Source organism: Tersicoccus phoenicis (assembly GCF_001968835.1).
GTDB lineage: Bacteria > Actinomycetota > Actinomycetes > Actinomycetales > Micrococcaceae > Tersicoccus > Tersicoccus phoenicis.
The window spans coordinates 44,469-68,185 of sequence record NZ_MRDE01000081.1 but is presented as its reverse complement, the minus strand read 5'-3'; the positions used below and the strand labels follow the sequence as shown (position 1 = coordinate 68,185).

The 23,717-nt window shown below is 72.6% G+C and carries 22 protein-coding genes; 14 read left to right on the top strand and 8 right to left on the bottom strand.

Annotated features, from left to right (window positions below; genetic code table 11):
- Window positions 1–7: 7 nt before the first annotated feature.
- The 4 genes from BKD30_RS14560 to BKD30_RS14545 all read left to right on the top strand — a co-directional run bounded on the left by BKD30_RS14560 (window position 8) and on the right by BKD30_RS14545 (window position 4,477).
- Window positions 8–1,483: a DUF2399 domain-containing protein gene (locus tag BKD30_RS14560; protein ID WP_159440587.1), complete on the top strand. Its 1,476-nt coding sequence runs from the start codon at window positions 8–10 to the stop codon at window positions 1,481–1,483.
- A gap of 91 nt (window positions 1,484–1,574) precedes the next feature.
- Entirely contained in the window at window positions 1,575–2,468 is an 894-nt protein-coding gene (locus BKD30_RS14555; RefSeq protein ID WP_076705736.1) for a TolB family protein, read from the top strand.
- 43 nt (window positions 2,469–2,511) lie between these two features.
- The gene (locus BKD30_RS14550) at window positions 2,512–3,705 is read left to right on the top strand and encodes a type III polyketide synthase (protein ID WP_076705735.1); all 1,194 of its coding nucleotides are present in this window, start codon (window positions 2,512–2,514) and stop codon (window positions 3,703–3,705) included.
- Complete coding sequence (locus BKD30_RS14545; protein WP_268874390.1) at window positions 3,698–4,477, top strand: methyltransferase domain-containing protein; 780 nt, start codon at window positions 3,698–3,700, stop codon at window positions 4,475–4,477. The genes BKD30_RS14550 and BKD30_RS14545 overlap by 8 nt, the downstream gene beginning before the upstream one ends.
- A gap of 53 nt (window positions 4,478–4,530) precedes the next feature.
- Here the strand turns inward: BKD30_RS14545 and BKD30_RS14540 are convergent, their stop codons facing one another.
- The 6 genes from BKD30_RS14540 to BKD30_RS14515 all read right to left on the bottom strand — a co-directional run bounded on the left by BKD30_RS14540 (window position 4,531) and on the right by BKD30_RS14515 (window position 9,670).
- The gene (locus tag BKD30_RS14540; protein ID WP_083956575.1) at window positions 4,531–5,565 is read right to left on the bottom strand and encodes a lipid II:glycine glycyltransferase FemX; all 1,035 of its coding nucleotides are present in this window, start codon (window positions 5,563–5,565) and stop codon (window positions 4,531–4,533) included.
- Window positions 5,566–5,692: 127 nt separating this feature from the next.
- Window positions 5,693–6,388 carry a methylated-DNA--[protein]-cysteine S-methyltransferase gene (locus BKD30_RS14535; protein WP_083956574.1) on the bottom strand — a complete coding sequence of 232 codons (696 nt, stop codon included), beginning with the start codon at window positions 6,386–6,388 and terminating at the stop codon, window positions 5,693–5,695.
- Complete coding sequence (locus tag BKD30_RS14530; protein ID WP_083956572.1) at window positions 6,385–6,924, bottom strand: RNA polymerase sigma factor; 540 nt, start codon at window positions 6,922–6,924, stop codon at window positions 6,385–6,387. Before BKD30_RS14530 ends, BKD30_RS14535 begins: the two co-directional genes overlap by 4 nt.
- A 55-nt stretch (window positions 6,925–6,979) precedes the next feature.
- A complete protein-coding gene (locus tag BKD30_RS14525; protein ID WP_076705732.1) occupies window positions 6,980–7,798 on the bottom strand; it encodes a nitroreductase family protein in 819 nt (272 codons plus the stop codon).
- A 4-nt stretch (window positions 7,799–7,802) separates the two neighbouring features.
- Window positions 7,803–8,132 (bottom strand): hypothetical protein, encoded by a 330-nt coding sequence (locus BKD30_RS14520; RefSeq protein WP_076705730.1) that lies wholly within the window; start codon window positions 8,130–8,132, stop codon window positions 7,803–7,805.
- Window positions 8,133–8,227: 95 nt separating this feature from the next.
- Window positions 8,228–9,670: a lipase maturation factor family protein gene (locus BKD30_RS14515; protein WP_076705728.1), complete on the bottom strand. Its 1,443-nt coding sequence runs from the start codon at window positions 9,668–9,670 to the stop codon at window positions 8,228–8,230.
- A 71-nt stretch (window positions 9,671–9,741) separates the two neighbouring features.
- Here BKD30_RS14515 and BKD30_RS14510 point away from each other — a divergent pair, with 71 nt between their 5' ends.
- Both BKD30_RS14510 and BKD30_RS14505 read left to right on the top strand, forming a co-directional pair.
- Entirely contained in the window at window positions 9,742–11,157 is a 1,416-nt protein-coding gene (locus BKD30_RS14510; RefSeq protein WP_076705726.1) for a phytoene desaturase family protein, read from the top strand.
- A gap of 237 nt (window positions 11,158–11,394) precedes the next feature.
- Complete coding sequence (locus BKD30_RS14505; protein ID WP_076705724.1) at window positions 11,395–13,449, top strand: NAD(+) synthase; 2,055 nt, start codon at window positions 11,395–11,397, stop codon at window positions 13,447–13,449.
- 153 nt (window positions 13,450–13,602) lie between these two features.
- On the opposite strand, the gene BKD30_RS14500 is transcribed toward BKD30_RS14505, so the two are convergent.
- Window positions 13,603–14,268 carry an alpha-ketoglutarate-dependent dioxygenase AlkB family protein gene (locus BKD30_RS14500; RefSeq protein ID WP_076705827.1) on the bottom strand — a complete coding sequence of 222 codons (666 nt, stop codon included), beginning with the start codon at window positions 14,266–14,268 and terminating at the stop codon, window positions 13,603–13,605.
- 114 nt (window positions 14,269–14,382) lie between these two features.
- Here BKD30_RS14500 and BKD30_RS14495 point away from each other — a divergent pair, with 114 nt between their 5' ends.
- From BKD30_RS14495 to BKD30_RS14475, 5 genes are all read left to right on the top strand, one after another.
- Complete coding sequence (locus BKD30_RS14495; RefSeq protein WP_076705722.1) at window positions 14,383–15,366, top strand: aspartate dehydrogenase domain-containing protein; 984 nt, start codon at window positions 14,383–14,385, stop codon at window positions 15,364–15,366.
- Window positions 15,366–16,358, top strand: a complete 993-nt coding sequence (locus BKD30_RS14490) for a CHAD domain-containing protein (protein WP_076705720.1) — start codon at window positions 15,366–15,368, stop codon at window positions 16,356–16,358. The genes BKD30_RS14495 and BKD30_RS14490 overlap by 1 nt, the downstream gene beginning before the upstream one ends.
- Window positions 16,359–16,420: 62 nt before the next feature.
- Window positions 16,421–17,797, top strand: coding sequence for a glucose-6-phosphate dehydrogenase (locus tag BKD30_RS14485; RefSeq protein WP_076705718.1), 1,377 nt, complete (start codon window positions 16,421–16,423; stop codon window positions 17,795–17,797).
- Between the two features lie 90 nt (window positions 17,798–17,887).
- Window positions 17,888–18,886 (top strand): N-acetylglucosamine kinase, encoded by a 999-nt coding sequence (locus BKD30_RS14480; RefSeq protein ID WP_083956568.1) that lies wholly within the window; start codon window positions 17,888–17,890, stop codon window positions 18,884–18,886.
- Window positions 18,887–18,984: 98 nt separating this feature from the next.
- A complete protein-coding gene (locus BKD30_RS14475; protein ID WP_076705716.1) occupies window positions 18,985–19,374 on the top strand; it encodes a PRC-barrel domain-containing protein in 390 nt (129 codons plus the stop codon).
- Between the two features lie 56 nt (window positions 19,375–19,430).
- Here the strand turns inward: BKD30_RS14475 and BKD30_RS14470 are convergent, their stop codons facing one another.
- A complete protein-coding gene (locus BKD30_RS14470; protein WP_076705714.1) occupies window positions 19,431–19,877 on the bottom strand; it encodes an Lrp/AsnC family transcriptional regulator in 447 nt (148 codons plus the stop codon).
- A gap of 119 nt (window positions 19,878–19,996) precedes the next feature.
- On the opposite strand from BKD30_RS14470, the gene BKD30_RS14465 reads away from it, so the two are divergent.
- The 3 genes from BKD30_RS14465 (at window position 19,997) to BKD30_RS14455 (ending at window position 23,646) form a co-directional block, all read left to right on the top strand.
- A complete protein-coding gene (locus tag BKD30_RS14465; protein WP_076705712.1) occupies window positions 19,997–21,451 on the top strand; it encodes a DUF6421 family protein in 1,455 nt (484 codons plus the stop codon).
- A 9-nt stretch (window positions 21,452–21,460) separates the two neighbouring features.
- Window positions 21,461–22,150 carry an SDR family NAD(P)-dependent oxidoreductase gene (locus BKD30_RS14460; RefSeq protein WP_076705710.1) on the top strand — a complete coding sequence of 230 codons (690 nt, stop codon included), beginning with the start codon at window positions 21,461–21,463 and terminating at the stop codon, window positions 22,148–22,150.
- Window positions 22,151–22,230: 80 nt separating this feature from the next.
- Window positions 22,231–23,646: an NAD-dependent succinate-semialdehyde dehydrogenase gene (locus tag BKD30_RS14455; protein ID WP_076705709.1), complete on the top strand. Its 1,416-nt coding sequence runs from the start codon at window positions 22,231–22,233 to the stop codon at window positions 23,644–23,646.
- Window positions 23,647–23,717: the final 71 nt, after the last annotated feature.

The window sequence follows — 23,717 nt, the reverse complement described above, 5'->3', positions numbered from 1 at the left end:
CCGGCCGGTGAGTCCGGGACAACCGAGTGGGAACCGGGAGGCGCTGGACCGGTTGCTGGCCGATCCCGGGCTGGCCTGGTTCGTCGACCGGGTCCGTGGGCGGATCCTCGCCGCCGGTGCCGGGCCGCTGCACGGCGTCGTCCAGTTGCGCGACCCGAGCCCCGAGCAGCGTGCCGCCGCCTGGAGACTGGTGGGACGACCGCGGCGGACCGGGTCCACCCTGCGCGTGGACCTGAGCACCGTCGAGGAGGTGCTGCGCCGTGGACCGTGGCCGGCCGGGCTCGCCGACGCCGTCGAGACGGTCAGCGGCCCGGTCACCGACCGGCGGAGCGAGCAGGAGCGGGAGGCGGCCGCCTGGCAGGCCGCCGGCGTCGGCCTGGCCGGGCCGGCGTCCCGGTATCCCAGCCTGGTTGCCCAGTGGGAAGCCTGGTGCGCCGCGGGTGGACTCAAACGCACCACACGGGCCGAGGGCGCCCGGCTCGGCGCCGAGTTCTCGCCCGCGGTGGCCACCGACCTGGTCAACCGGCTGGGCGCGGTGCTCGACGTCCTGCCCGTCGCCGACGAGCCTCTCGCCGTCCTCGCCCGCCGGGTGCTCGGTGACGCCCACGCACTCGACGACGCGCGGCCGCTCGGCCGGCTCGCCGCCGCGCTCGTCGGGGCCGCCTTCATGCCCGGCGTCGCGATCACCGACCGGGACCTGTCGACGCGCGACGCCTGGGCGGCCGCCGGGGTGGTGCTGTCGAACGTGGCGTCCCGGGTGCTGTGTCTCGGGGTACCGGGCGTCGACGCCTCGGGTGTCGGATCGCTCGACATCGACGTGCCGGGCGCCGGCGTCGAGGTAACCGCTGCCGAGGTGCCGGGCGAGAAACTCGGTCGTTCCCTCCGCTCGGCGACGGCGGCCTCTCTGGAGGCGATGCGAGCGGCACGGGCGCCGCTGCTGCTGACGCTGGACCAGGTCCGATCCGGTGGAGTGCGGGCGCTCCCGCCCGGCGCCGTCGTCCACGCCTGCGAGAACCCGACGGTCGTCGAGGTCGTGGCCGCGCGCTGGGCGGCGGCGGGCACCTCGCGTCCGGTTCCGGCCCCGGTCGGTACGGATCAGCACGCCGCCGTCGGGCCCGTGCTGGTGTGTACCGGAGGTCAGCCGAGTACGGCGGTGGTCGACCTGCTCGCCCGGCTCGTGGCGCGGGGAGCGGCGTGCCGGTATCACGGCGACTTCGACTGGGGTGGCCTGCGGATCGCCCGGAGCCTCGGCGCTCACGTGGACTGGATGCCGTGGCGATTCACGGCCGCGCACTACCGGGAGGCCGTGCGCGCCGGCAAGCCCTCCCGGCACCTGGCGGGCAGGCCGGCGGAATCACCGTGGGACCCCGAACTGGCGGTCGCGATGGCCGACGACGGCTTCGCGGTCGAGGAGGAAGCCGTCGCCGACCTGCTGGCCGCGGACCTCCTGACGCACCTTTCGCCGGCTCGGGCGGCTCGATGAGAGGGCCGGTGCTTTCTGCCGTTCGCGGACGCGGTGCGGTGCGGTTGATCGCCGCCGGAGCCTGCAGGGCCGCCCGGGCTAGGCTGCGACGATGGCGGAGAAGCGGCCGGTGTGCCGGGTATGGGTTTCCGGGCTCGACGGCGGCCGGGACCTGATCCTCACGACGCAGAGGCACGTCGAGGCGCCGAACTGGGCCCCCGACGGGCACCTGATCGTCAACGCTGAGGGCCGGCTGTGGGAGCTGCCCGTCGACGGTGGTGGGCCGTTGACGCCGATCCCCGTCACCGGACTGCCTCCGGTCAACAATGACCACGTCCTGGCGCCGGACGGCACGGTGATCCACGCCTCCGCCGGGGACGGTCACCTCTACTCGTTGCCCCGGCACGGGGGCGCCGCGACCCGCATCACGGCGACGCCCGGCCGGCGGCACTACCTGCACGGGGTCAGCCCCGACGGGACCACGCTCGCGTACATCGCGGTCGACGACGACGCCGCCGACCGCGACGCCGCTGGGCACAGCACAGCGGCGCACGTGCGTCTGGTCGGCGTGGACGGTGCGGACGACCGCGGCCTGACCGAGGACCGGGCGGCCACCGGGACGACCGGCCCCGACGACGGCGCCGAGTTCACGCCCGACGGCGCGTGGGTCGTCTTCTCCACCGAGACGTGGGCGGTCACGCCCGGCCACGCTCAGCTCGCCCGGATCCGCGCCGACGGCACGGGGCTGGAACGACTTACGCACGGTGATCGGGTCCACTGGTTCCCGCACCTGAACCCGACCGGAACTCATGCGGTGTACCTGAGCTACCCGCCGGGCACCACCGGCCACCCCGCGAACCTGCCGGTCGAACTCGTCGTCGTCGAACTGCCGGACTGGGACACCACCATCGCCCGCATCGCCTTCCGCGGCGGCCAGGGCACCATCAACGTGCCCAGTTGGTCCCCGGACGGCACTCACTTCGCCTGGGTCGAGTACCCGACCTGATCCGGTGGTCAGGGGCGAATGCCCACCGTGCCTACCATGAGGGATGAGTGTCCGCCTGCTGACGATCGCCACCCGGCTGCCGGAGACGGTGATCGGGCAGGACGAGGTGGCGGAGTTGTTCGCCACCCAGTCGAGCACGACCCGGCTCGGCTCGCGGCTGGTTCGCACCGCGTTCGCCGGCGCCGGGGTGCGGACCCGGCACACGGTGCTGACCGAACTGGCCGCCGAGGCCCGGGAGGCCGGTGACGGGGATCCCGCCACCACGCACTTCCTCGACGGCGCCACCGGTGCGCTCGGCTCGCCCGCCACCGGGGCGCGCAACGCGATCTACACGACGGAGGCGTCCCGCCTGTTCGTCGGCGCCGCCCGCGCCGCCCTGGACGACGTCGCGTCGACCGTCGCTCCGAGCGACGTCACCCACGTCATCACGGTCTCCTGCACGGGCTTCTTCGCGCCGGGCCCGGACGTTCGGGTGACCAAGGACCTCGGCCTGCCCGCCGACGTCACGCGCCTGCACCTGGGCTTCATGGGCTGCAACGCGGCGTTCCCGGCGCTGCGGACCGCCCACGCCTACTGCATCGCCGACCCGGACGCCGTCGTCCTCGTCGTCTGCGTGGAGCTGTGCACCCTGCACCTGCACGTGCGCAACGACCCCAACACCGTGATGGGCAATGCCCTGTTCGCCGACGGGGCCGCCGCCGCGATCGTCACCGCGCGCGAAACCGGCCCGGCCGCCGCCGAGGTGGCCGCCCCAGGCTTGGAGCTGGTCGACTTCGAGACGACTCTCGCCCCGGTGGGAGAGGAAGCGCTGGCCTGGAGCATCGGCGACGAGGGCTTCGAGATGATCCTCGGCACCTACGTCCCGAAGATCATCGACGACCACATCACCGACGCGCTGGCCCCGCTGCTCGGACGCACCGGCGCCGACGCCGCGACCATCCCGCTGTGGGCCGTGCACCCGGGCGGTCGCAGCATCCTGGACAAGGTGCAGATCCGGCTCGGCCTCAGCGACGAGCAGATGGCGCCCTCCCGTGGAGTGCTTGCCGACGTCGGCAACATGTCCAGCGTCACGATCCTGTTCGTGCTGGACAGGCTGCGCCGCTCCGGCGCCACCGGCACCGTGGCGGCGCTCGCGTTCGGTCCCGGGCTGAGCATCGAGAGCGCCCTGCTGCGGCTGGCGGCGTCACCCGGGTCCGTGGACCTCGACCACGCCGACGGCGAGACGGCCGGTGCCTGAGCCCGTGGCCGAGCGGGTTCCGGGGGTGGCCGTGCCGCGGCTCCGGTTCGATCCCCTGCTGCGCCGGCGCAGCGTCGACGAACCGGAACTGATGGACGACCCGGCCTGCGACCCCGTCGCCCTGGCGGCCACCTACCGTCTCTTCGCCGTGGTCAACCCGCTGGTCGCCGCGTGGCGCCCGGTCTACCGGTCACGGCTCCGGCCCGTGCTGCGCGCGGCCGCGGCGACCGGCCGCACCGCCACGGTGCTGGACATCGGGTCCGGCGGTGGGGACGTCGCCCGGGCACTGGCCCGCTGGGCCAACCGGGACGGGATCGCCGTCACCGTCACGGCGTCGGATCCCGATCCGCGCGCGCATGCGTGGGCGGCCGCGCACGACGGCGGTGCGGGGCTGACCTACCGGGGTGCGGCGAGCGCCGAGCTGGTCGCGGCGGGGGAGCGGTTCGACGTCGTCGTCTCCAACCATGTGCTGCATCACCTCAGCGCCGGAGAGTTGATTGCGCTGCTGACCGACACCACGGCGCTGGCCGCGGGCGTCGTCGTGCACAACGATCTGCGGCGGAGCCGGACGGCGTGGCTGCTCTACTGGGTCGGCACCCTGCCGGTAGCCCGTGCCCGCACCTTCCTGCGCTTCGACGGGCTGCTCTCGATCCGGCGCAGCTACCGGGCCGATGAACTGGCCGCCCTGGTCCCGGCGGGCTGGCAGGTGCGCCCCCAGCGCTCCTTCCGGCTGCTGACCGTACGCCACGGGGACGGCGCTGGAGCCCGCTGACGTTCCACCCACCGTCGTCGCGGGCGCACGGCAACCCCGCGGTCGCTCGCGCCTCAGGACGCCGGGGATCCCGCCGGTCGGGCCGAGGACCGGGCGGCGGCCAGCGCCCGCCGGACCCGCCGCTCCCCCTGCCGGGAGGCGTCCAGCGTGCTCCGGGCCTGCCGGTACAGGCCGTAGGCGGCGGACCGGACGGGCAGGTCCCACGTGCCGGTGTGGGCGACGTCGATTCCGCCGAAGGAGCGTTTGAACGCGGTGAACCCGGCCCACGGGTGGGAGGGGTCGTCGGTCGGGGCGATGCCGAACAGGTCGGCGGCGTGCTGGCCGCGCGCCCGGGCGTCCAGCATCGCCTGCACGATCAGCGGCTGGTTCGGTCGCAGCCGCCGGTGCTGCGCCGGGACCGCCGCGTGGGCGAACGTCCGGACGGTGGCGGAGTCGTACACCAGTGCGGCGCACACCGGCGTGCCGTGCTGCCGGGTGATGTACAGCTTGGCCGCGTCCCGGGGCATCAGGGTGGCGGCGACCTGCCGCAGGTACCGTTCGGGGTGGGTGCGGATACCCTTCCGGCTGGCGGTCAGCTCGAGGAAGCCGAGCAGGATGGCGATGTCGGCCGGGTCGGAGCTGGCCTCCACCGCCAGGCCCTTCTTGTGCCCGTTGCGGTAGATGGTGCGGATGCTGCCCGTCATGCCGGCCAGCAGATCCTCGGGTGGCCGGCGTAGATCGATCAGGCGGGTCCGCCGCGGTTGGACGTCGCTCGGACTGATCCGGGCGCCCCGAGCGGCGAGGACCTCGCGCAGCTCTGCGACGTCGCGCCCACGCCCGGGCTCCAGACCGTCGCCGGCGGGCATCGGCTCCAGCCGCAGGAACCAGGCACCGGCACGGCGCGCCTCCCCGGTCAGCGCGGTGAGCGCGGCCGGCAGGGCGCCGGGTTCCGCCACGACGGGACCGTACGGGCAGTAGAGGAAAGATCCGACCCGGCGGCGCTGCAGGACGGCGCCGGCGCGCCAGCCGGGTCCGCTCAGGTCGGCCACGTCATGGCCGAGATCCCGCTGCACGGCGAGCCAGGTGGGTTCCTGCAGGATGGTGTCCATCGTCTCTTTTCTCAGGTGACGTCCGCCGCCCGACCGCGCCACTGGTGTCGTTGACCCGGGGCGTCGCCGCCCGTGCTGACCGCACGCTTTCCTGAGTCAATCTAACCCAGTGTGCGGGGTGCTGCGGTCAGGCGGCTGCGGTTTCCAGGCTGAGCAGGGTGCGTTTGGCAGCCAGCCCGCCGATGTACCCGCCGAGGCTGCCGTCGGAGCGCAGCACGCGGTGGCAGGGTACGACGACGGGCAGGGGGTTGGTGGCGCACGCGGTGCCCACGGCCCGCACGGCCGCCGGGTTGCCGACGGCGGCGGCGACCTGGGCGTAGGACGCCGTGCTGCCGAACCCGATCCGGGGCAGGTGCTCCTGCACGAGGCGACGGAACCCGGCGGACAGGCGCAGGTCCAGCGGCAGGTCGAAGGCGTGCCGCCGGCCCTCGAAGTATTCCTCGACCTCCCGGGCGGCGGTGTCCAGGCGCTTCGGCGCCCGCAGGATCCGCGGGCCGAGCCGGTCGGCGAGGGTCTGCAGCACGGCGTCGTGGTCCTCGACCGCGAAGGCCACGCGGACCAGCCCGGCGTCGGTGGCGGCCAACAGCAGCGGCCCGACCGGGCTGTCGACGGTGCGGTAGGCGACGTCGAGGTCGTCCCCGGCGCGCGCCTCGAGCCGCTCGTGCAGTGCGGCCAGCTCCTCCTCGCTCGGGCTGGTGGCATCCCGGACGGCCTCGATCACGGGACCGGTGGATTGCGGGTCGGTGCACTGCGGGTCGGAAGCCCGGACACCGGTGGACTGGACACCGGTGGGTTCGGGCTCGGGGTGGGAGACGGTGGTCATCGGAGTGTCCTTCCTGGCTGAGCGGTGACGAGACCGCCGGGTTGGTCATGGTCGTCGTCGGGCACGGCGAGCAGCCGGCGGAGGGTGGCGACGCCGTCGGCCGCGGCCCGCCGGGCGGAGGCCTCCGTGCCGCCGGTCAGCGCCGCGACGTCACGGTACGGCAGGCCACCGAGGTGGTGGTGGACGACGCAGAGCCGTTGCTTCTGCGGCAGCCGCGCCAGGGCCGCCCACAGATCGGGCTGGGCGGCGTCCGGGTCGCCCAGCGACGAGCGCCCCTCCGGTACCCGGTCGACGGGTACCGCGTGCCGGGCCCGCGCGCGGAGGACGTCGATCGCCTTCCGATGCGCGATGGTCACCAGCCAGGCCTGCACATTCGCGTCCGCCGGCAGGTCCGGCCACGCCCGAAGCGCGGCGAGGAAGGTCTCGGCCCACGCGTCGTCGGCGTCCGGGTGCGGGCCGAGCACACCGCGGCAGACCCGCAGCACAGTGCCCCCGTGTTCGGTCACGACCCTCTCGAAGGGTGCTCGCTTCTCCATCACCACGTAGACGCCGGCGGATGCCGATTCGTGAGGTCCCCCGCTCAGCCGGCGGTCAGGACGCCGTCGCGCCGGGCCGGACGTCGTCGTCCCAGCCCTGCTGCGGCGTCGCGCACGTCTCGCGGAACACGAACTGGGAGGGCCGCTTCCGCTCGCTACTGGACCAGTCGATGGCCGGTCGATGCTTCTTCTCCGGCAGGTAGCCGAGCCGGTAGACGGCCATCAGCTCCAGGTCCTCGGGCACCTCGAGCATCCGCACGATCCGGGCCCAGTTCTCGGGCGCCTCCATGGGGAAGGAGACGAACTGGATGCCCATCCCCAGCTCCACCGTCGTCAGCCACAGGTTCTCCATCGCGGCGCCCATGCTGAACACCGAGTAGAAACCGGAGAGCTCGCCGGGCCGGTACTCGCCGCGCTCGAGCATGACGCCGATCAATAGCGGTGAGCCGGCCACGAGCTTCCGGTTCTCCTCACCGAGGGTCTGCGGGACGCGCAGCCGGTTCATCAGGCTCTGCCCGGACGGGGTGAACGCGCGGGAGGTGAAGGGTCGCAGCAGGGCAGGCATCTTGTCGAACAGCATGCCGCTGCGCGCCGCGTCCATCTCCTTCTGGCTGAACCGGAAGTACTTCTTGTACCGGTCGAAGAAGGTTCCCTCGCTCATCACCCGAGTCATGCTCTGGCCGCTGATGGCGGCGACGGTCTCGATCGTGTCCCGGTCCTCGATCAGCACGAACCGCCACGGCTGGCTGTTGAACTGCGACGGCGCGGAGGCGGCGGCACGGACCAGCAGCTGCTGGTGCTCCGGGCTGACCGGGTCCGGCCGGAACGGGCCGTTCGTGGTGCGACGGTTGAACACGGCGTCGAGGAACTCCACGGATTCACCTCCGGGCCAGCACGAGGCCGGCCGCGTAGCAGGGAGCCGCGGCGAGGGCGTCGCGGGTGTGACGGGGCAGCGGGCGGGCGCCGTGCCGTTGCAGCAGGAACAGCGGGACGGCGGCCGGGGCGAGAGCGAGGGCGGCCGGGGACCGGGCGGCGCCGGTGACGACGACGGCTGCGGCCGTGGTGACGCTGGTGACGATGTAGAGGCCGTGATGCACCCAGCGCATGTTCGAGGTGTCCACCCAGCGCGCGGCGACCGAGGCGCCGAGCGCGCAGTTGGCCGCGTACGCAGCGGCCGCGGCGGTCACCAGCGTGCGGGGAAGGTTCACGGTTCTCCTCTCGGACGCGACCCTGACGTGCGCCCGGCTACTCGGGACCGCTCTCATCGTGCCACAGGGACCCCCGCGCGCATCCGCGGCAGTCCTCAGGAGCGACCAGCGGTGCTGCCGCGCAGCGAGACCGGTGGCAGGAACGTGGACTGCACGGTGCGGACCCACCAGTCACCGGTGGTTCGCCGTTCGGCGCGGGTCGTGAACCGGTACCGGAACAAGCGGGCCCGCACGAACGCCGGCGGCTCGTCCGGAAACGGGTTGCGCCGCAGCAGTTTCAGCGTCGCCCGGTCCCCGGCGAGCAGCCGGGCGATGAAACCGGTGAACCACGGCTCGGCGTACCCGGGGGAGAGCGCGGCGAACCACATCAACCAGTCCAGCCGCAGGTGGTACGGCGCGAACTGGGCGGGCCGGCGGCGCACGTCCCCGGGTTTGCCCTTGAACTCGTACTCCCGCCACACCGTGTCCGGGCCCGGCTGCGGATCCGTGGTGCCCTCGACGACGACCTCCCACCGGATTCTTGTCACCGAACCGAACGCGCCGTACGTGTTGACTAGGTGCAGCCGGTCGAACGAGGCGTTCATCGCCTGGCGACGGGACACGAGGTTCTTCGCCGGCGCCCACGAGAGGACGAGAACCAGCACCGCGACGGCGACGACCAGCACTGCCCACCAGACCGGCGTCGTCGTCGGCGGCGCCGGTCCGAACCCCGCCAGCCACCGCCAGAACCCGTCGGGCAGCACGGACAGGCCGAGCACGATCGCCATCCAGTTCAGCCAGGAGAAGTTGCCGCTGATCACGAGCCACAGCTGCGTGATGATCATGATCCCGGCCGCGACCCCGGCGACCGGCTGCGGCAGGAACAGGCCGAACGGGACGATCAGCTGCGTGACGTGGTTGCCGGCCACCTCCACCTTGTGCAGGGGCGCGGGCAGGTGATGGAAGTACCAGCTGAACGGGCCCGGCATCGGCTGCGTCTCGTGGTGGTAGTTCAAACAGGTCAGGTCCCGCCAGCACGTGTCGCCGCGGATCTTGATCAGGCCTGCCCCGAACTCGAGCCGGAACAGCACCCAGCGCAGGGCGAGCAGCAGCAGGAACGGCGGAGCGGTCGCGGCGTTGCCGAGGAAGATCGCCAGGAACCCGACCTCGAGCAGCAGCGACTCCCAGCCGAATGCGTACCAGGTCTGGCCCACGTTGACGATCGACTGGTAGAGGGTCCAGAGCACGAACCAGACCGCCATCGTCACCGGTAGGGGCGCCTGCTCGGTGGACCCGATCAAGGCGAGCGCGGACAGGACCGCGCCGACGACGGCGGTTCCGGCGAAGAACCGGTCCGAGTAGTGCCAGTGGAAGATGCTCGGCGCCCGACCGAACGGGACCCGGGCGACGAACCGGGGGATGGGCAGCATGCCGTCGGTCCCGAGCAGCGCCCGGAACTGATTCAGGGCCACGAGGAACGCCACCAGGTACACGGCCGCCAGCGCTCGCAGGAACAGCAGCCGCGCGAACCAGTAGTCGTCCGCGGAGAACCACTCCACGGCACCACCCTACGACGGGCGCTGCCGAACGGCCGGTGTCCAGAGAAGGCGTCGTGTGGTGGGATGGGGGCATGACCACGGCGATCGTCGTCGGTAGCGGGCCGAACGGGCTGGCCGCGGCGGTCACGCTCGCCCGGGCCGGCGTCGATGTGACCGTGCTGGAGGCGGCGGACACCGTCGGCGGCGGGACCCGGACCAGCGAGCTGACCGTCCCGGGCGTGCTGCACGACCACTGCTCCGCGTTCCACCCCATGGGCCTGGCCGCGCCCTTCTTCGAGGACGTCGACCTGACGGCACACGGGGTGACCTGGCGGTGGGCGCCGCTCGACCTGGCTCACCCGCTCGACGACGGTACCGCCGGAGTGCTGGAACGCTCCCTGGACGCGACCAGCGTCCGGCTGGGGGTGGACGGACCGGCCTGGCGGCGCGTCTTCGGACCGCTGACCGAACACGTCGAGGACATCTTCGGCGAGGTGCTGCGCCCGATGCTGCACGTGCCCACGCACCCGGTGGCCCTGGCCCGGTTCGGGCTGCGGGCCGCGCTGCCGGCCACGGTGCTGGCCCGGGCGTTCCGCACGCCGCAGGCCCGGGCGCTGTTCACCGGGGCGGCCGCCCACCTGATCCACCCGCTCACCCGCCCGGGCACATCGGCCGTGGGGCTGACCCTGATCGCCGCCGCGCACCGGGTCGGTTGGCCCGTCGCCGAGGGCGGGTCCGCGGCCATCTCCGCCGCGCTCGTGCGGGTCCTCGAGGCGCACGGAGGCCGGGTGGAGACCGGGGTGACGGTGACGTCCCTGGCGGACCTGCCGCCCACGGACCTGACCCTGCTCGACCTGGCGCCCGACGTCGCGGGGCGGGTCGCCGCGGACGCGCTGCCGGCCCCCGTGCGCCGCGCCTGGCACCGGTTCCGCCGTGCCCCGGCCGCGTTCAAGCTCGACCTCGCCGTCGAGGGCGGCCTGCCCTGGACCGACCCGGACTGCGCCCGGGCGGGCACCGTGCACGTCGGCGGCACGATGGGCGAGGTCGCCGCCGCCGAGCAGGCCGCGTACGACGGGACGATGCCGGAACGTCCGTTCGTCCTGGTCGGCCAGCAGTACCTGGCCGACCCGACCCGCTCGAGCGGGGACGTGCACCCGGTGTGGGCGTACGCGCACGTGCCGACGGGGTACACCGGTGACGCCACCGAAGCGATACTGAATCAGCTGGAACGGTTCGCGCCGGGCACCCGGGAGCGGATCGTCGGCACGGCCGTCACCACACCGGCCGACTGGGAGCGGTACAACCCGAACTTCGCGGGCGGGGACGTGATCACCGGAGCGAACTCGCTGGGCCAGCTGGTCTTCCGGCCGCGGCCGGCCCTCGACCCGTACGCGACCGGCATCGACGGCGTGTGGCTGTGCTCGGCGGCGACGCCTCCCGGTGGCGGCGTGCACGGCATGTGCGGGTACAACGCGGCCACCCACGCCCTGGCGTCGCTGCGGCACTGAGCGGCGTCCTCCGCCTCCGGCCCTCTGCCGTCGCCCGCCTTTCGTTGACTATCGAATTTCGGGGCTCCATTGGCCCGATCGACCCCCGAAATTCGATAGTCAACGCGGAAGCGACGCGTCCGCACACTCGGTGCGATTCGGGGCGGGCAGATCGTCGCCGGTCCCCCCTGGCCCGGCCCGTTGGTTAGGCTGGCAGCACCGCCGTCGTTCACCTCAGCTGGCCTGCAAGGAGCCTTCGTGACCTTCGCCTCCGCCTACCACCAGGGCTTCGCCCGGGTGGCGGCCTGCACCCTGCCGGTGACCCTCACCGACCCGGCCGCGAACGCGGCCGCCGTGCTCACCGAGGCGGAACGGTTCCACGACGACGCCGTCGCGGTGGCCATCTTCCCGGAACTCGGGTTGACCGGCTACGCCATCGACGACCTGCTGCTGCAGTCCACCGTGCTCGACGACGCGGCGGACGCCCTGGCCACCATCGTCGAACGCAGTGCCGGTCTGCTACCGGTGCTCGTCGTCGGCCTGCCGCTGGCCTGGCGGAACCGGGTCTACAACTGCGCCGCCGTCGTGCACCGGGGGAGTCTGCTCGGTGTGGTCCCGAAGTCGTACCTGCCGACCTACCGGGAATTCTACGAGCGGCGGCACTTCGCCCCGGGCGACGACGTGCGCGCGGAGATCACCGTCGCCGGGGCGACCGTCCCGTTCGGCCCCGACCTGCTCTTCCGCGCCGTCGACGTGCCGAACCTGACCGTGCACGTGGAGATCTGCGAGGACATGTGGGTGCCCGTGCCGCCCGCCGCGGAGGGAGCGCTCGCCGGGGCCACCGTCAACGTCAACCTCTCCGGCTCCCCGATCACCGTGACCCGCGCGGAGGACCGGAAGCTGCTCGCCCGCTCCGCGTCCTTCCGCTACCTCTCGGCCTACGCCTTCGCGGCCGGCGGTGCCGGTGAGTCCACCACCGACCTGGCCTGGGACGGGCAGACCTTCGTGTACGAGAACGGGGACCTGCTCGGGCAGACGGAACGATTCCCGGACGGGCCGCGGGCGACCGTCGTCGACGTCGACCTCGACCGGCTCGTCGCCGAGCGGCGCCGGCAGGGCACCTTCGACGACAACCGGCGTACGCTCGCCGACCGCGGCAGCCGGGTAGGAACCACTCACCGCACCGTCGAGTTCCGGCTGGACCCGCCCCGGGGCGACGTCGGGCTGAAGCGGCCCCTGGACCGGTTCCCGTTCGTACCCGACGACGAGGCCCGGCTGGCTCAGGACTGCTACGAGGCGTACAGCATCCAGGTGGCCGGCCTGGAGCAGCGGCTCCGGGCGATCGGTCCCACCACGAAACCGGTGATCGGTGTCTCCGGGGGTCTCGACTCCACCCAGGCGTTGATCGTGTGCGCCCGGGCCATGGACCGGCTCGGCCGGCCCCGCAGCGACATCCTCGCCTTCACCATGCCGGGGTTCGGCACCAGCCCGGCCACGCGGTCCAACGCCGAACTGCTGGCCGGGGCACTCGGCGCGACGTTCGAGACGATCGACATCCGCCCGACGGCGCGGCAGATGCTCCAGGAGATGGGCCACCCCGCGGGCGAGGGCGAGGAGATCTACGACGTCACGTTCGAGAACGTGCAGGCGGGCCTGCGGTACGACTACCTGTTCCGGCTGGCGAACCAGCGCGGCGGCATCGTCGTCGGCACCGGCGACCTGTCCGAACTGGCGCTGGGCTGGTGCACGTACGGTGTCGGCGACCAGATGTCCCACTACGCCGTGAACACCGGGGTGCCCAAGACGCTGATGCAGCACCTGATCCGCTGGGTGGTCTCCTCGGGCCGGGTCGACGAGCACACCGGTGAGGTGCTGACCGCCATCCTCGGCACCGAGATCAGCCCGGAGTTGATCCCGACCCGCGAGGGGGAGGATCCGCAGAGCACGGAGGCATCCATCGGGCCGTACGCCCTGCACGACTTCGCGCTCTACTACCTGATGCGCCGCGGTTACGGGCCGGGCAAGATCGCGTTCCTCGCCCAGCACGCCTGGTCGGATCCCGAGGTCGGGGACTGGCCGCCGGGGTATCCCGAGGACGAGCGCCGCGGATACGACCTGGCGCAGATCCGGCACTGGCTCGAGGTGTTCCTGCGGCGGTTCGCCGCCTACCAGTTCAAGCGTTCGGCACTTCCGAACGGGCCGAAGGTCGTCGCCGGCGGGTCCCTGTCCCCACGCGGGGACTGGCGGATGCCCTCGGACGTGTCCGCGAGGGCGTGGCTGGCGGCACTGGACCGGGACGTGCCGCACGCCTGACGACGACGTCGTGGACGTCAGCGCTCGTCGGGCCCCGCATTCTTCACGTTGAGTATTGGATTTCTGGGGTTGCGGGGGCTGCGGAAGCCCAGAAATTCAATAATCAACGAGGTGAGTGGCGCCGGTGTCCCATCGACGAGGTGATCGCCGCCGTCAGCTCAGCCCGGTCTCCCGCAGGGTGATGTTGATCCGGCCGCGCTCCAGCCCGCAGTCCGCCGGAGCCGTGCCGGGGAGGACCCGGAGCACGCCGTGGTAGGCCAGACGCGCGGGGCCGCCGAAGACGAACAAGTCACCCGAGCGCAGCTCGATGTCCTCGTAGGGCCGGTTCCGCGTATCCGGGTTGCCGAACCGGAACCGGCACGTGTCGCCGATCGACAGGGAGACGACGGGCGCGCGGGAGCGTTCGTCCTTGTCCTGGTGCATGCCCATCCGAGCATCGTCGTCGTAGTAGTTCACCAGGGCGGTGTCCGGCGTGTAGGCGTCGCCGGCGCCGGCGCCGAGCGCCGCGTCGAGCGCGGACCGGCCGAGCCGCACCATCCAGTCGGGCACGTCGAGCACCCGGTTGCCGTTCACGTCCACCGCCTCGCGGGTGTATCCGTAGGGGCGCCAGTGCCAGCCCAGGCACACCGTGCGCACGCTCATCGGATGCCCGCGGACCACCGTCGAGTGCAGGGGCACCGGCCCGGCGCTCCACTGCCGGAACCGGTCCACGAGCCAGCGCTGCTGGTGCGCCGTCAGCCAGCCGGGCACGTGCACGGCCCCCGGTGCCAACTCCCGGGGTTCGCGCGGCACCAGGTCGTCGCCGAAGAGTTCACCCACGACGGCCACGCTACCGGGGGCGACGACGGCGGGCCCGGGCGCCTCCTGCTCACCTGCGGCATCATGGGCGGGAGAGGAACTGATGCCGCCACACCACGGAGGAAGGAACCGCCCATGACCACCACCGGAGCCGGCCCGACCGGTCAGCAACCGCTGAAGGTCGCGCTGCTCGGCCACGGAGCGATCGGTTCCGTGCTGGCCGACCGGCTCACCGCCGGTGCCGTCGACGGTGCGCGGCTGATCGGGATCATCGCCCGGCCCGATGTAGCAGGGTCCGGAACACCATGTCCCGGGTCAACCCGGCCCGAGTCAACACTGCCTGGGACACCACGGCCTGGCGCGACGGAACCCGGCCCACCGCATCCCGACACATCACCCGAGCCCGAGACGACGCAGTTCGGGGAGACACCGCGCGGAACGCCGACGGCGACGGCGCCGGGCGGGGTGCCGGTGCTCGACCTCGCCGAGGGCATCGCCGCGGCCGACGTCGTCGTCGAGTGCGCCTCGGTGGCCGCCGCTCGTGAGCTCGGTCCCGAGGTCATCGCCGCCGGCCGTACTCTGCTGGTCGCCTCCATCGGTGCGCTCGCCGACGCGGCGACGGCCGCCGCGCTCACCGCCGGTCCGGGCCGGCTGGTGCTGACCACCGGGGCCGTCGGCGGGTTGGACGCCCTCGCCGCCCACCGGCAGGCGGGCGGCCTGCGCGATGTCCTCATCATCAGCACGAAACGGGCCAGCACCCTGCTCCAGCCGTGGATGGACGACGCCGAGCGCACCGCCCTGGAACGGGCGACGACCCCCGTCACGGTGTTCGAGGGCACCGCCGTCGACGTGATCGACCGGTTCCCGCGCTCGGCCAACGTCGCCGTCGCCGTCGGCCTTGCCGTCGGGGACCCGAGGGCCGTCACGGTGCGCATGGTCGCCGACCCGGCCGCCACCCGCACCGTGCACCGGATCAGTGGGGCCAGCGACGCCGGGGCCTTCCGCGCCGCCGTGGAGAACGACCCCAGTCCGCGCAATCCCGCCAGCAGCGCCCTCGTGCCGTACGCGATGCTCTCCGCGCTCGCGGCTCTCGCCCGGCCGTCGGGCAGGTTCGCCTGATGGGCCCGACGCCGACGCTCGGCGAGGTACTCGTCGCCGTGATCACCGCCCGGACCACCACGCTGGTCGAACTCGAGCGAGGTGCACGCGAGGACGCCGCCGATGCCGTGCACCAGTACCGGGTGACCCTGCGGCGCCTCCGCTCGGTGCTGGCCGCGTTCTCAGCGGAACTGGAGCCGATCGCCGCGGCCGCGGCGCTGGACCTGCCCGCACTGAGCGCCCGGCTCCGGGATGTCGCCCGCGCCTTCGGGCTGGCCCGGGACGCCGAGGTCAACGGCGCCCTGATGGCCGAGCGTCTCGCCGCGGGCGCCACTCCCGCACGGGAGGAAGTGCCCGAAGCGCGCCGTCTGCTCGCCGAGGCGGCCACCGCCGAGTACCAGCGCTACCGGACCCGGGCGATCGCCCTGCTGGACGGGTACGGACCGGGCACCCTGCAGGCCGTGCTCACCGCGCTCGCGACCGCGGTGGGGGAGGACGTGCTGGGGAGCCCGGAACAGCAGGGCTCGGCACGACGGGTTTCGGAACAACAGCGCGCGGGCCGTCCGGGAATGGGTCAGGACGCCGAGGGCGCGCTCGCTCGGAGCATCGACGACCAGGCGGCCCGGGTGCTGCACCTGGCGCGGAAGGCGAAGCGGGCGGCGCCCGCCGACGCCGCGGCCGCGCTGCACGAGGTCCGCAAGAAGGCCAAGCGGCTGCGCTACACGATCGAGGAGGTCACCGAGCTGGGCGTTGAGATTCCGCCGGGTCGGCAGGACGTCGTCGAGGCCGCGCACGACATCCAGGAACAGCTCGGCACGCATCACGACAGCGTTGGCCTCGCCGCGTTCGTCCGCAGCACTGTCCGCGGTCGCCCGGCCACCGGACCGCGTGCGGTAGGCACCATGGTGGCGTTCACGGCCGGGGAGCTCGCCGGCGCGGAACAGGCAGTCCAGCGGGACGCCCTGCGCCGGTACCGGAAGGCGCGACGCGCCCTGCGGGACGCACTCACCTGAAGCCCGCGGGGTGTCGGCGCGTACCCGGGCCGCGCCCAGTGCGGGCGTCTATCGTGGGCCTCATGGCCCAGAGCATCGACACCCTCGTCATCATCGGCGTCACCGGAGACCTCTCCTCCCGGCTGTTGCTCCCCGCCCTCGGGGAGTTGCTCACCCGGGACCGGAAGCGGAAGCTGAACCTGGTCGGCGTCGGCGCGGAGGACTGGGACGACGCGAAACTGATCCAGACGGTCAAGACCGCGTTCGAGACGTCCTCCGCCAAGGGCGCCGCGGTGTCCGCCCTGATCAAGGGCGCCCGCTATGTGCAGGCCGACGTCACCTCCCTCGACGACGTCCGCCGCTTCATCGACGGCGTCGACGGCGTCCCCGCGCTGTACTTCGCACTGCCCCCGGCCGTCACCGCCCAGTGCTGCGCCCTGCTGGAGCAGACCGGCCTGCCCGACGGCACGGTGCTCGCCCTGGAGAAGCCGTTCGGCACGGACGAGAAGAGCGCCCACGCGCTGAACGAACAGCTCCTGCGGCTGGTCCCGGAGGGACGGGTGTTCCGGGTCGATCACTTCCTCGGCAAGTCCACGGTGCTCAACCTTCTCGGTCTGCGCTTCGCCAACCGGGTGTTCGAACCGTTGTGGAACCGGGAACACATCGAGAAGATCGACATCGTCTTCGACGAGCAGCTCGGCCTGGAGGGCCGCGCCCGCTACTACGACACGGCCGGCGCCATGGTGGACATGATCCAGAGCCACCTGCTGCAGGTCCTCGCCGTCGTCACCATGGAGCCACCCGCGACCCTGGACGAGCGGGACGTGCGGGCCGGCCGGGCCACGGCGCTGCGGGCCACCCACGTCTTCGGGGACGACGCCGCCTCCTCCTCCCGCCGCGCCCGCTACACCGGCGGCAAGATCGGGCGCCGGACGCTGCCCGCCTACAAGGACGAGAAGGGCGTCGACCCCGCCCACAAGACCGAGACTCTCGCCGAGCTGACCGTGGAGGTCCGCAACTGGCGGTGGTCCGGGGTGCCGCTGACGATGCGCTCCGGCAAGGCGCTCGGCTCCAATCGATCCGAGATCGTGATCACCTTCCGCAATCCTCCCGAGGTGGCGACCGGGTTCGGCGGCACCCGCGAGCCCAACGTGCTGCGGATCGGGATGGGACCGGACCGGATGGAACTGCGGGTCAACATCAACGGCCCGGGCGACCCGATGGTCCTGGACCAGACGGTGTTCACGGCCGAGTTCGGGGAAGGCGAACTGCTGGCCTACGGGGAGGTGCTCAGCGGGCTGCTCGACGCCGACCCGATGCTCTCGATCCGGGGGGACGCCGCCGAGGAGTGCTGGCGGATCATCGACACGGTCCGGGCCGCCTGGGCGGACGACGTCGTCCCGCTGCAGTCCTACCCGGCCGGCTCGAAGGGTCCCGCCACCTGGGCTCCCCTCGGCTGACGCTCGCCCACGGTGGCGGCGCACCGGAGTAGATGCCGGCCACCGGCCGGCACGCCGGCGGTGAACCAACCGCTCAGTAGGGTAGGAGCCATGACCCAGACCCCCGGCCGGGCACCTGCCGCGCCCGAGACCGTCGTCGTTCCCGACACGACCGGTCCCGCCTCGACCGACGTCGCGCCCGGCACCGTCGTCGGCCTGGACATCGGCGGCTCGAAGACCCGTGGCCTGCTGATCCGCGACGGCACCGTCGTCCACGAGCAGCAGGCCGGCAGCGCCAACACCCAGTCGGTCAGCGGTGAGACGGCCGTCGCCAGCCTGCGTGACCTGTTCGCCGCATTCGGCGACCCGCGCCCTGACCTCGTCATCGCCGGTTCGGGGGGCATCGACACGGCCGAGGACGCGCAACGGTTGCGGGACCTGATCGCCCCCCACACCCCGGGCGCCGAGGTGATCGTCGTCCACGACACCCGGCTCACCCTCGCCGCCGGACGCACCAGCACCGGCGTCGCCGTCATCGCCGGCACCGGATCGGTCGCCTGGGGCCGCAACGACGCGGGACGGACCGCCCGCGCCGGTGGCTGGGGCTACCTGCTCGGGGACGAGGGCAGCGGCTACTGGCTGACCCGGGAGGCGGCCCGGGCCACGCTGCACCGGTTCAACCTCGACCAGCCGGTCAGCCCGCTCGGCGCCGGACTGCTGGCCGCCTGCGGGCTCACCGACCCGGAGCAGCTGATCGCCCACTTCCACTTCGGCACCGACCGACGGTACTGGGCCGCCCGGTCCCCGGTCGTGTACGCCGCCGCCGACGACGGCGACGCCGACGCCCTGCGCATCATCCGGGTCGGCGCCGAGCACCTGGCCGGACTCGCCACCCAGGTCGCCGACCAACTGGACGTGGCCGGCCCGATCGTACTCGGCAGCGGCATCGGAATGCACCAGCCGCGGACCCAGCGGGCCTTCACCGCCCTGCTGGCCGAGCGCGGTCACCCGCACGTCCGTGTCCTCGACCGGGAACCGGTGTACGGGGTGCTGCAGCTGCTGGCCGACCGTGCGAACGGGATCGTGCTGGAGACCTACACCGAGCCCTGACCGGACCGGGTCGGCGGGGGCCGCGCCCGTGACCGTTGCGCCGTTCGTCCCGCTCGGGAACGATGGCAGCAAGCACGCCACCACGAGAAGGAGCGCAGATGAGCCCGGACATCAGGATCGACAGCCTCATCGGCCGGCCCGTGCACGACGACGCCGGGGAGAAGGTCGGCAAGATCGGCCAGGTCTACCTCGACAACGACAGTGGCGCCCCGACCTGGGTGACGGTCAAGACCGGTCTCTTCGGCAAGCAGGCGTTCGTCCCGATCGGCCTGCTCGACCCCGCCGACGACGGCGTGACCGTCCCGTTCAGCGCCGCCGTGGTCAAGGACAGTCCCGACGTCGACGTCGCCAAGGACCTCGGCCGCGTGCGCGAGGAGGCGCTCTACCGCTACTACGGGGTCAACCGGGAGCAGGCCGAGCAGCGGGCCGCCGAGCACGGCCACCGCTACATCCGGCCCGGCGCGGACGACGGCGACACCCTGCGCTGACCCGGATCGGCACGGGCGGGACGGCTCGTGACGCGGCTCGGTTCTGCCCGTCGGCGTCAGGGGGCGAGGATGGGCCGGTGCTCGTAGAACGTCTGGAGGACGACGGTCGTCCGGGTGTTGACCGATGCGGTGCGGCGCACCTCGTTGACCAGCGCCTCGAGTTCCCGTGGTGACGCGACCCTGACGAACAGCATGTACGCGGCGTCGCCGGCCACCGAGTGGCAGGCCTCGATCGCCGTCAGCGGTTCGAGCAGCTCCGGGGCGTTGTCCGGCTGGCTCGGATCGAGCGGCGTGATCTCGATGAAGGCCGACAGCGGCTTCCCGATGGCCTCGGGGTCGAGAATCGCCTGATACCCCGTGATCACGCCGTTGCTCTCGAGTTTCTTCAGACGCGCCTGCACCGCGGAGACCGAGAGACCGATCCGCTCGGAGAGCTGGGCCAGGGTGGCCCGGGGGTCCTGGGACACCGCGGTGGCCAGCCGGATGTCGACGGGGTCCTCCATGCGCCGAACGCTATCAGTCGGCCCCGGTAGAACCGTTGACGCCGCCGCACCGCTGTGTAAACTTTTCGGTGAAGCGTCAGTATGACGGGAATAGTTCCATATGGCGATCGGAGGGTTTCATGTCGGCGTCCCTGCAGGCGGCACCGAGCATCATCGGCGAACCCGAGGTCGTCGAGGACGGTCGATCCGGTGATCCCCGCACGGTCGAGAAGGGCGCCGCCTGGCTCCGGCTCAAGGCGGCGGCCACCGCCCTGCAGGCACTGCAGGGCAAGGATGGTTCCGTCGCGGATCCCGCCGACCACCAGGCCGCGCGCGGCCTCGTCGAGACGATCGTGGCGGCGATCGCCGAACTCGCGCCGCTGTTCCCCCACGACGCGGACTACCTGGCCGCCCTGCCCGTGGACTTCGCGCGCTGGGCCGACGGCGGCTTCGGTGTCCCGGATTTCCTCGACTCCCTGGTCGCGTTCACGCCCCAGCAGCACCGCATCGACGGCATCCGGCACCTCGTCGTGTTCCCCATGTACACCCAGAACGGCTCGCCGGCCCGGCATGTGGAAGCCCTGATCGTGGAGGCGATCTGGCCCGAGTTCATCGCGCAACTCGAGGCCGGTGCGTACGGCAACCGGCTCTTCGTGTCCCTGCGGCTGATCGACTTCACGCCCGGCTACGACACGAACGCGGCCGTCCTGTTCCCCGAGACCGTTGCCATGCGGGAGATCCCGGTGTTCACCTGGGGCGCCATCTTCCAGGACCGGGAGGCGGCCCGCTACCGCCGCGTCGTCTCGGCGGCCGCCGCCATCACGAAACTCGCCCTGCCCGAGGACGCAGCGGCACTGCTGACCGACCAGGACCTCGCGGAGAAGACGTTCGTGATGTGGGACCTGATCCACGACCGCACGCACATGCGCGGGGATCTGCCCTTCGACCCGTTCATGATCAAGCAGCGGATGCCCTATTTCCTCTACTCCCTCGAAGAACTGCGCTGTGATCTCACGGCGTTCCGTGAGTCGGTGGCGATTGAACGCGCACTCGACGCCCGCCAGGGTGCAGGCGACGAGCTCACCCAGCTCGAGGAACAGACTCGCCTGCACGCGACGCTGGTGCAGTACGCGGTGATCTTCGATCGGATCTTCCGGTTCGCCCTCACCGGGACCCGCGTCCGCAACTACGACGGATTGGGCGGCCAGCTGCTCTTCGCCTGGTTGCATCGCCGGCACGTGCTCCAGTGGCGCGACGTCGCCCTCAGCGTCGATTGGGCGCGGCTCGCCGATGCCGTCGTCGAGCTCGGCGACGCGATCGACCGGCTCTACTGGGAGTCGATCGACCGGCCGAAGACCGTGCACTGGCTCAAGGCCTACGAGTTCGTCGCCTCCGTCGTCACCCCGCACCCCGCGTCCGCGTGGGCGGCCGGGCTGCCCCGCGAGGTGCTGGCCGGGCCGCCACGCGGGTACACGGACCGGGTGCTGGACGACGAGTTCCCGCTCTCGATGTTCTTCGAGGCGCTGGAGAAGAAACTGGCCGGTGTCATCGCGTCGACGACGGGTATCCGTGCCACGGACGACCGGACGGTGTAGCACGGAGCCATGACCGTGACCACCGGCCCGAGCGATCTGACCGGGCGGACCGTGCTGATCGCGGGCGTCACCAGTGCCTCCGGCCGGGCGACGACGCGGGCGCTGACCGCGGCCGGCGCCCGCGTCGTCGCCACCGGACGCAACCCGCGCAAGCTCGTCGCACTCGCCGAGCTGGGCGCCCGGACGGCGGCCCTGGACCTCACCGACGAGAGCGCCGTCGACGCGCTCGCGCACCGGCTGCACGACGACGGGACGATGATCGACGGCCTCCTGCACCTCGTCGGCGGTTGGCGCGGCGGCGGGGGACTGGCGGGACAGACCGAGGCCGACTACCGGGCGCTGGAGACCTCGTTCACCGCGCTCCGGTTCGTGACGCGCGCCTTCGACGAGGACCTGCGGGCCTCGCCGGCGGGCCGGCTCGCCGTCGTCTCGTCCACCGCCGTCGCCCGCCCGCTGGCCGGCGGCGCCAACTACGCCGCGGTCAAGGCCGCGAGCGAGGCGTGGACGCGGGCGGTCGCCCAGGGATACGCGAAGGCCGCGCGCGACGCAGACGAACCGCTGCGCGCCGCGGCCGTCATCTACCGGGTCACGTCCTTGGCCGGCCTAGAAGAGAGTCTCGCCACGTCGTTCACCCGACTCTGGGACACCGACGCCTCGACGCTGAACGGCTCCGTCCGCGACCTCGAGCCGGCGGGGTGAGCCGCTGTCCATGCACCCGCGGTTCGCGAATACTGATACTGCCCGGGCGAGCCCGTCCGGATCGATCCAGGAGGAACACCATGACGTCGTCGCCCCGGACCAGCCGACCCGCCACTGCTCGTCTCGCCTACCGTTCCGTCAACCCCGCGACGGGTGAGGTGATGGCCGAGTTCCCGACGGCCACCGACGACGAGATCCGCCGCGCGCTCTCGGCCGCCGACGAGGCCTTCCGGGCGTGGCGGCGGCGGCCGATCGAGGAGCGGGCGGTCGTGGTGGCGCGTGTCGGGCACCTGTTCGAGGAGCGGAGCGAGGAACTGGCGGCGATCGTCACCGCGGAGATGGGCAAGCCGATCGCGGAGGCCCGGGACGAGGTCGCCTTCTGCGCCGAGATCTTCGGCTATTTCGCCGAGCAGGGGCCGGCCCTGGCCGCCGACCAGGAGATCACCGCCTCGGGCGGGGGGCGGGCGGTCATCCAGCGCCGGCCCGTCGGCGTGCTGCTGGGGATCATGCCGTGGAACTACCCGTACTACCAGGTGGCCCGGTTCGCCGCCCCCAACCTGGTCGCCGGCAACACCATCGTGCTCAAGCACGCGGAGAGTTGCCCCCGGTCCGCCCTGGCCCTGCAGCAGCTGATGGACGACGCCGGGATCCCGGCCGGGGCGTACCTCAACGTGTTCGCCTCCCACGAGGCGGTCGCGGACATCATCGCCGACCCTCGGGTGGCTGGCGTGTCTCTCACCGGCTCGGAGCGGGCCGGGGCGAAGGTCGCCGAGATCGCCGGGCGGAACCTGAAGAAGGTTGTCCTGGAGCTGGGCGGCTCGGACCCCTACATCGTTCTGGACGCCGACGACGTGGTCGCGTCGGCGGCGTCCGCCTTCGCGACCCGCATGGGCAACACCGGCCAGGCGTGCAACTCGAACAAGCGGATGATCGTCACGGCCGGCATCTACGACGAGTTCGTCGCCGAGCTGACCCGCCAGGCGCGGGCCCTGACCCCGGGCGATCCGGCCGCCGGCACCCCCGGCACCTACGGCCCACTGTCCTCCCGGGCGGCCGCCGAGGGCGTGGCGGCGCAGATCCGCGACGCCGTGGCGGCGGGGGCCACCCTGCACGCCGGTGGCACACTCGCCGACGGGCCCGGCGCCTATCTAGCGCCCGCCGTCCTCACCGGCGTCACCCCCGCGATGGCCGCCTACCGGGAGGAGCTGTTCGGCCCCGTCGCCGTGGTCTACCGGGTGGACAGCGACGAGGAGGCCCTGGCCCTGGCCAACGACACCCCCTACGGGCTGGGCGGAGCCGTGTTCAGCACCGATCCGGCGCGGGCCCGCAAGGTGGCCGAGGAGCTCGAGTCGGGCATGGCCAACGTCAACGCCGCCGAGGCCGAGGGGGCGGGCATGCCCTTCGGCGGCGTCAAACGCTCCGGCTACGGCCGCGAGCTCGGCCCGCTGGGCATGGACGAGTTCGTCAACAAGCGACTGCTGTACGTCAGCGACTGATGCCGGCTCGCCCTCGCGTCGGGTGACATGACGTGGCGTGCGGTCTGACCTGCAGCGGTATCTCGATTTCC

Coding starts and splice junctions, on each gene's coding strand:
- BKD30_RS14555 (WP_076705736.1), top strand. CDS start 1,575: ATGGCGGAGAAGCGGCCGGTGTGCCGGGTATGGGTTTCCGGGCTCGAC.
- BKD30_RS14550 (WP_076705735.1), top strand. CDS start 2,512: ATGAGTGTCCGCCTGCTGACGATCGCCACCCGGCTGCCGGAGACGGTG.
- BKD30_RS14540 (WP_083956575.1), bottom strand. CDS start 5,565: ATGGACACCATCCTGCAGGAACCCACCTGGCTCGCCGTGCAGCGGGAT.
- BKD30_RS14535 (WP_083956574.1), bottom strand. CDS start 6,388: ATGACCACCGTCTCCCACCCCGAGCCCGAACCCACCGGTGTCCAGTCC.
- BKD30_RS14530 (WP_083956572.1), bottom strand. CDS start 6,924: ATGGAGAAGCGAGCACCCTTCGAGAGGGTCGTGACCGAACACGGGGGC.
- BKD30_RS14510 (WP_076705726.1), top strand. CDS start 9,742: ATGACCACGGCGATCGTCGTCGGTAGCGGGCCGAACGGGCTGGCCGCG.
- BKD30_RS14495 (WP_076705722.1), top strand. CDS start 14,383: ATGACCACCACCGGAGCCGGCCCGACCGGTCAGCAACCGCTGAAGGTC.
- BKD30_RS14490 (WP_076705720.1), top strand. CDS start 15,366: ATGGGCCCGACGCCGACGCTCGGCGAGGTACTCGTCGCCGTGATCACC.
- BKD30_RS14485 (WP_076705718.1), top strand. CDS start 16,421: ATGGCCCAGAGCATCGACACCCTCGTCATCATCGGCGTCACCGGAGAC.
- BKD30_RS14480 (WP_083956568.1), top strand. CDS start 17,888: ATGACCCAGACCCCCGGCCGGGCACCTGCCGCGCCCGAGACCGTCGTC.
- BKD30_RS14475 (WP_076705716.1), top strand. CDS start 18,985: ATGAGCCCGGACATCAGGATCGACAGCCTCATCGGCCGGCCCGTGCAC.
- BKD30_RS14470 (WP_076705714.1), bottom strand. CDS start 19,877: ATGGAGGACCCCGTCGACATCCGGCTGGCCACCGCGGTGTCCCAGGAC.
- BKD30_RS14465 (WP_076705712.1), top strand. CDS start 19,997: ATGTCGGCGTCCCTGCAGGCGGCACCGAGCATCATCGGCGAACCCGAG.
- BKD30_RS14460 (WP_076705710.1), top strand. CDS start 21,461: ATGACCGTGACCACCGGCCCGAGCGATCTGACCGGGCGGACCGTGCTG.
- BKD30_RS14455 (WP_076705709.1), top strand. CDS start 22,231: ATGACGTCGTCGCCCCGGACCAGCCGACCCGCCACTGCTCGTCTCGCC.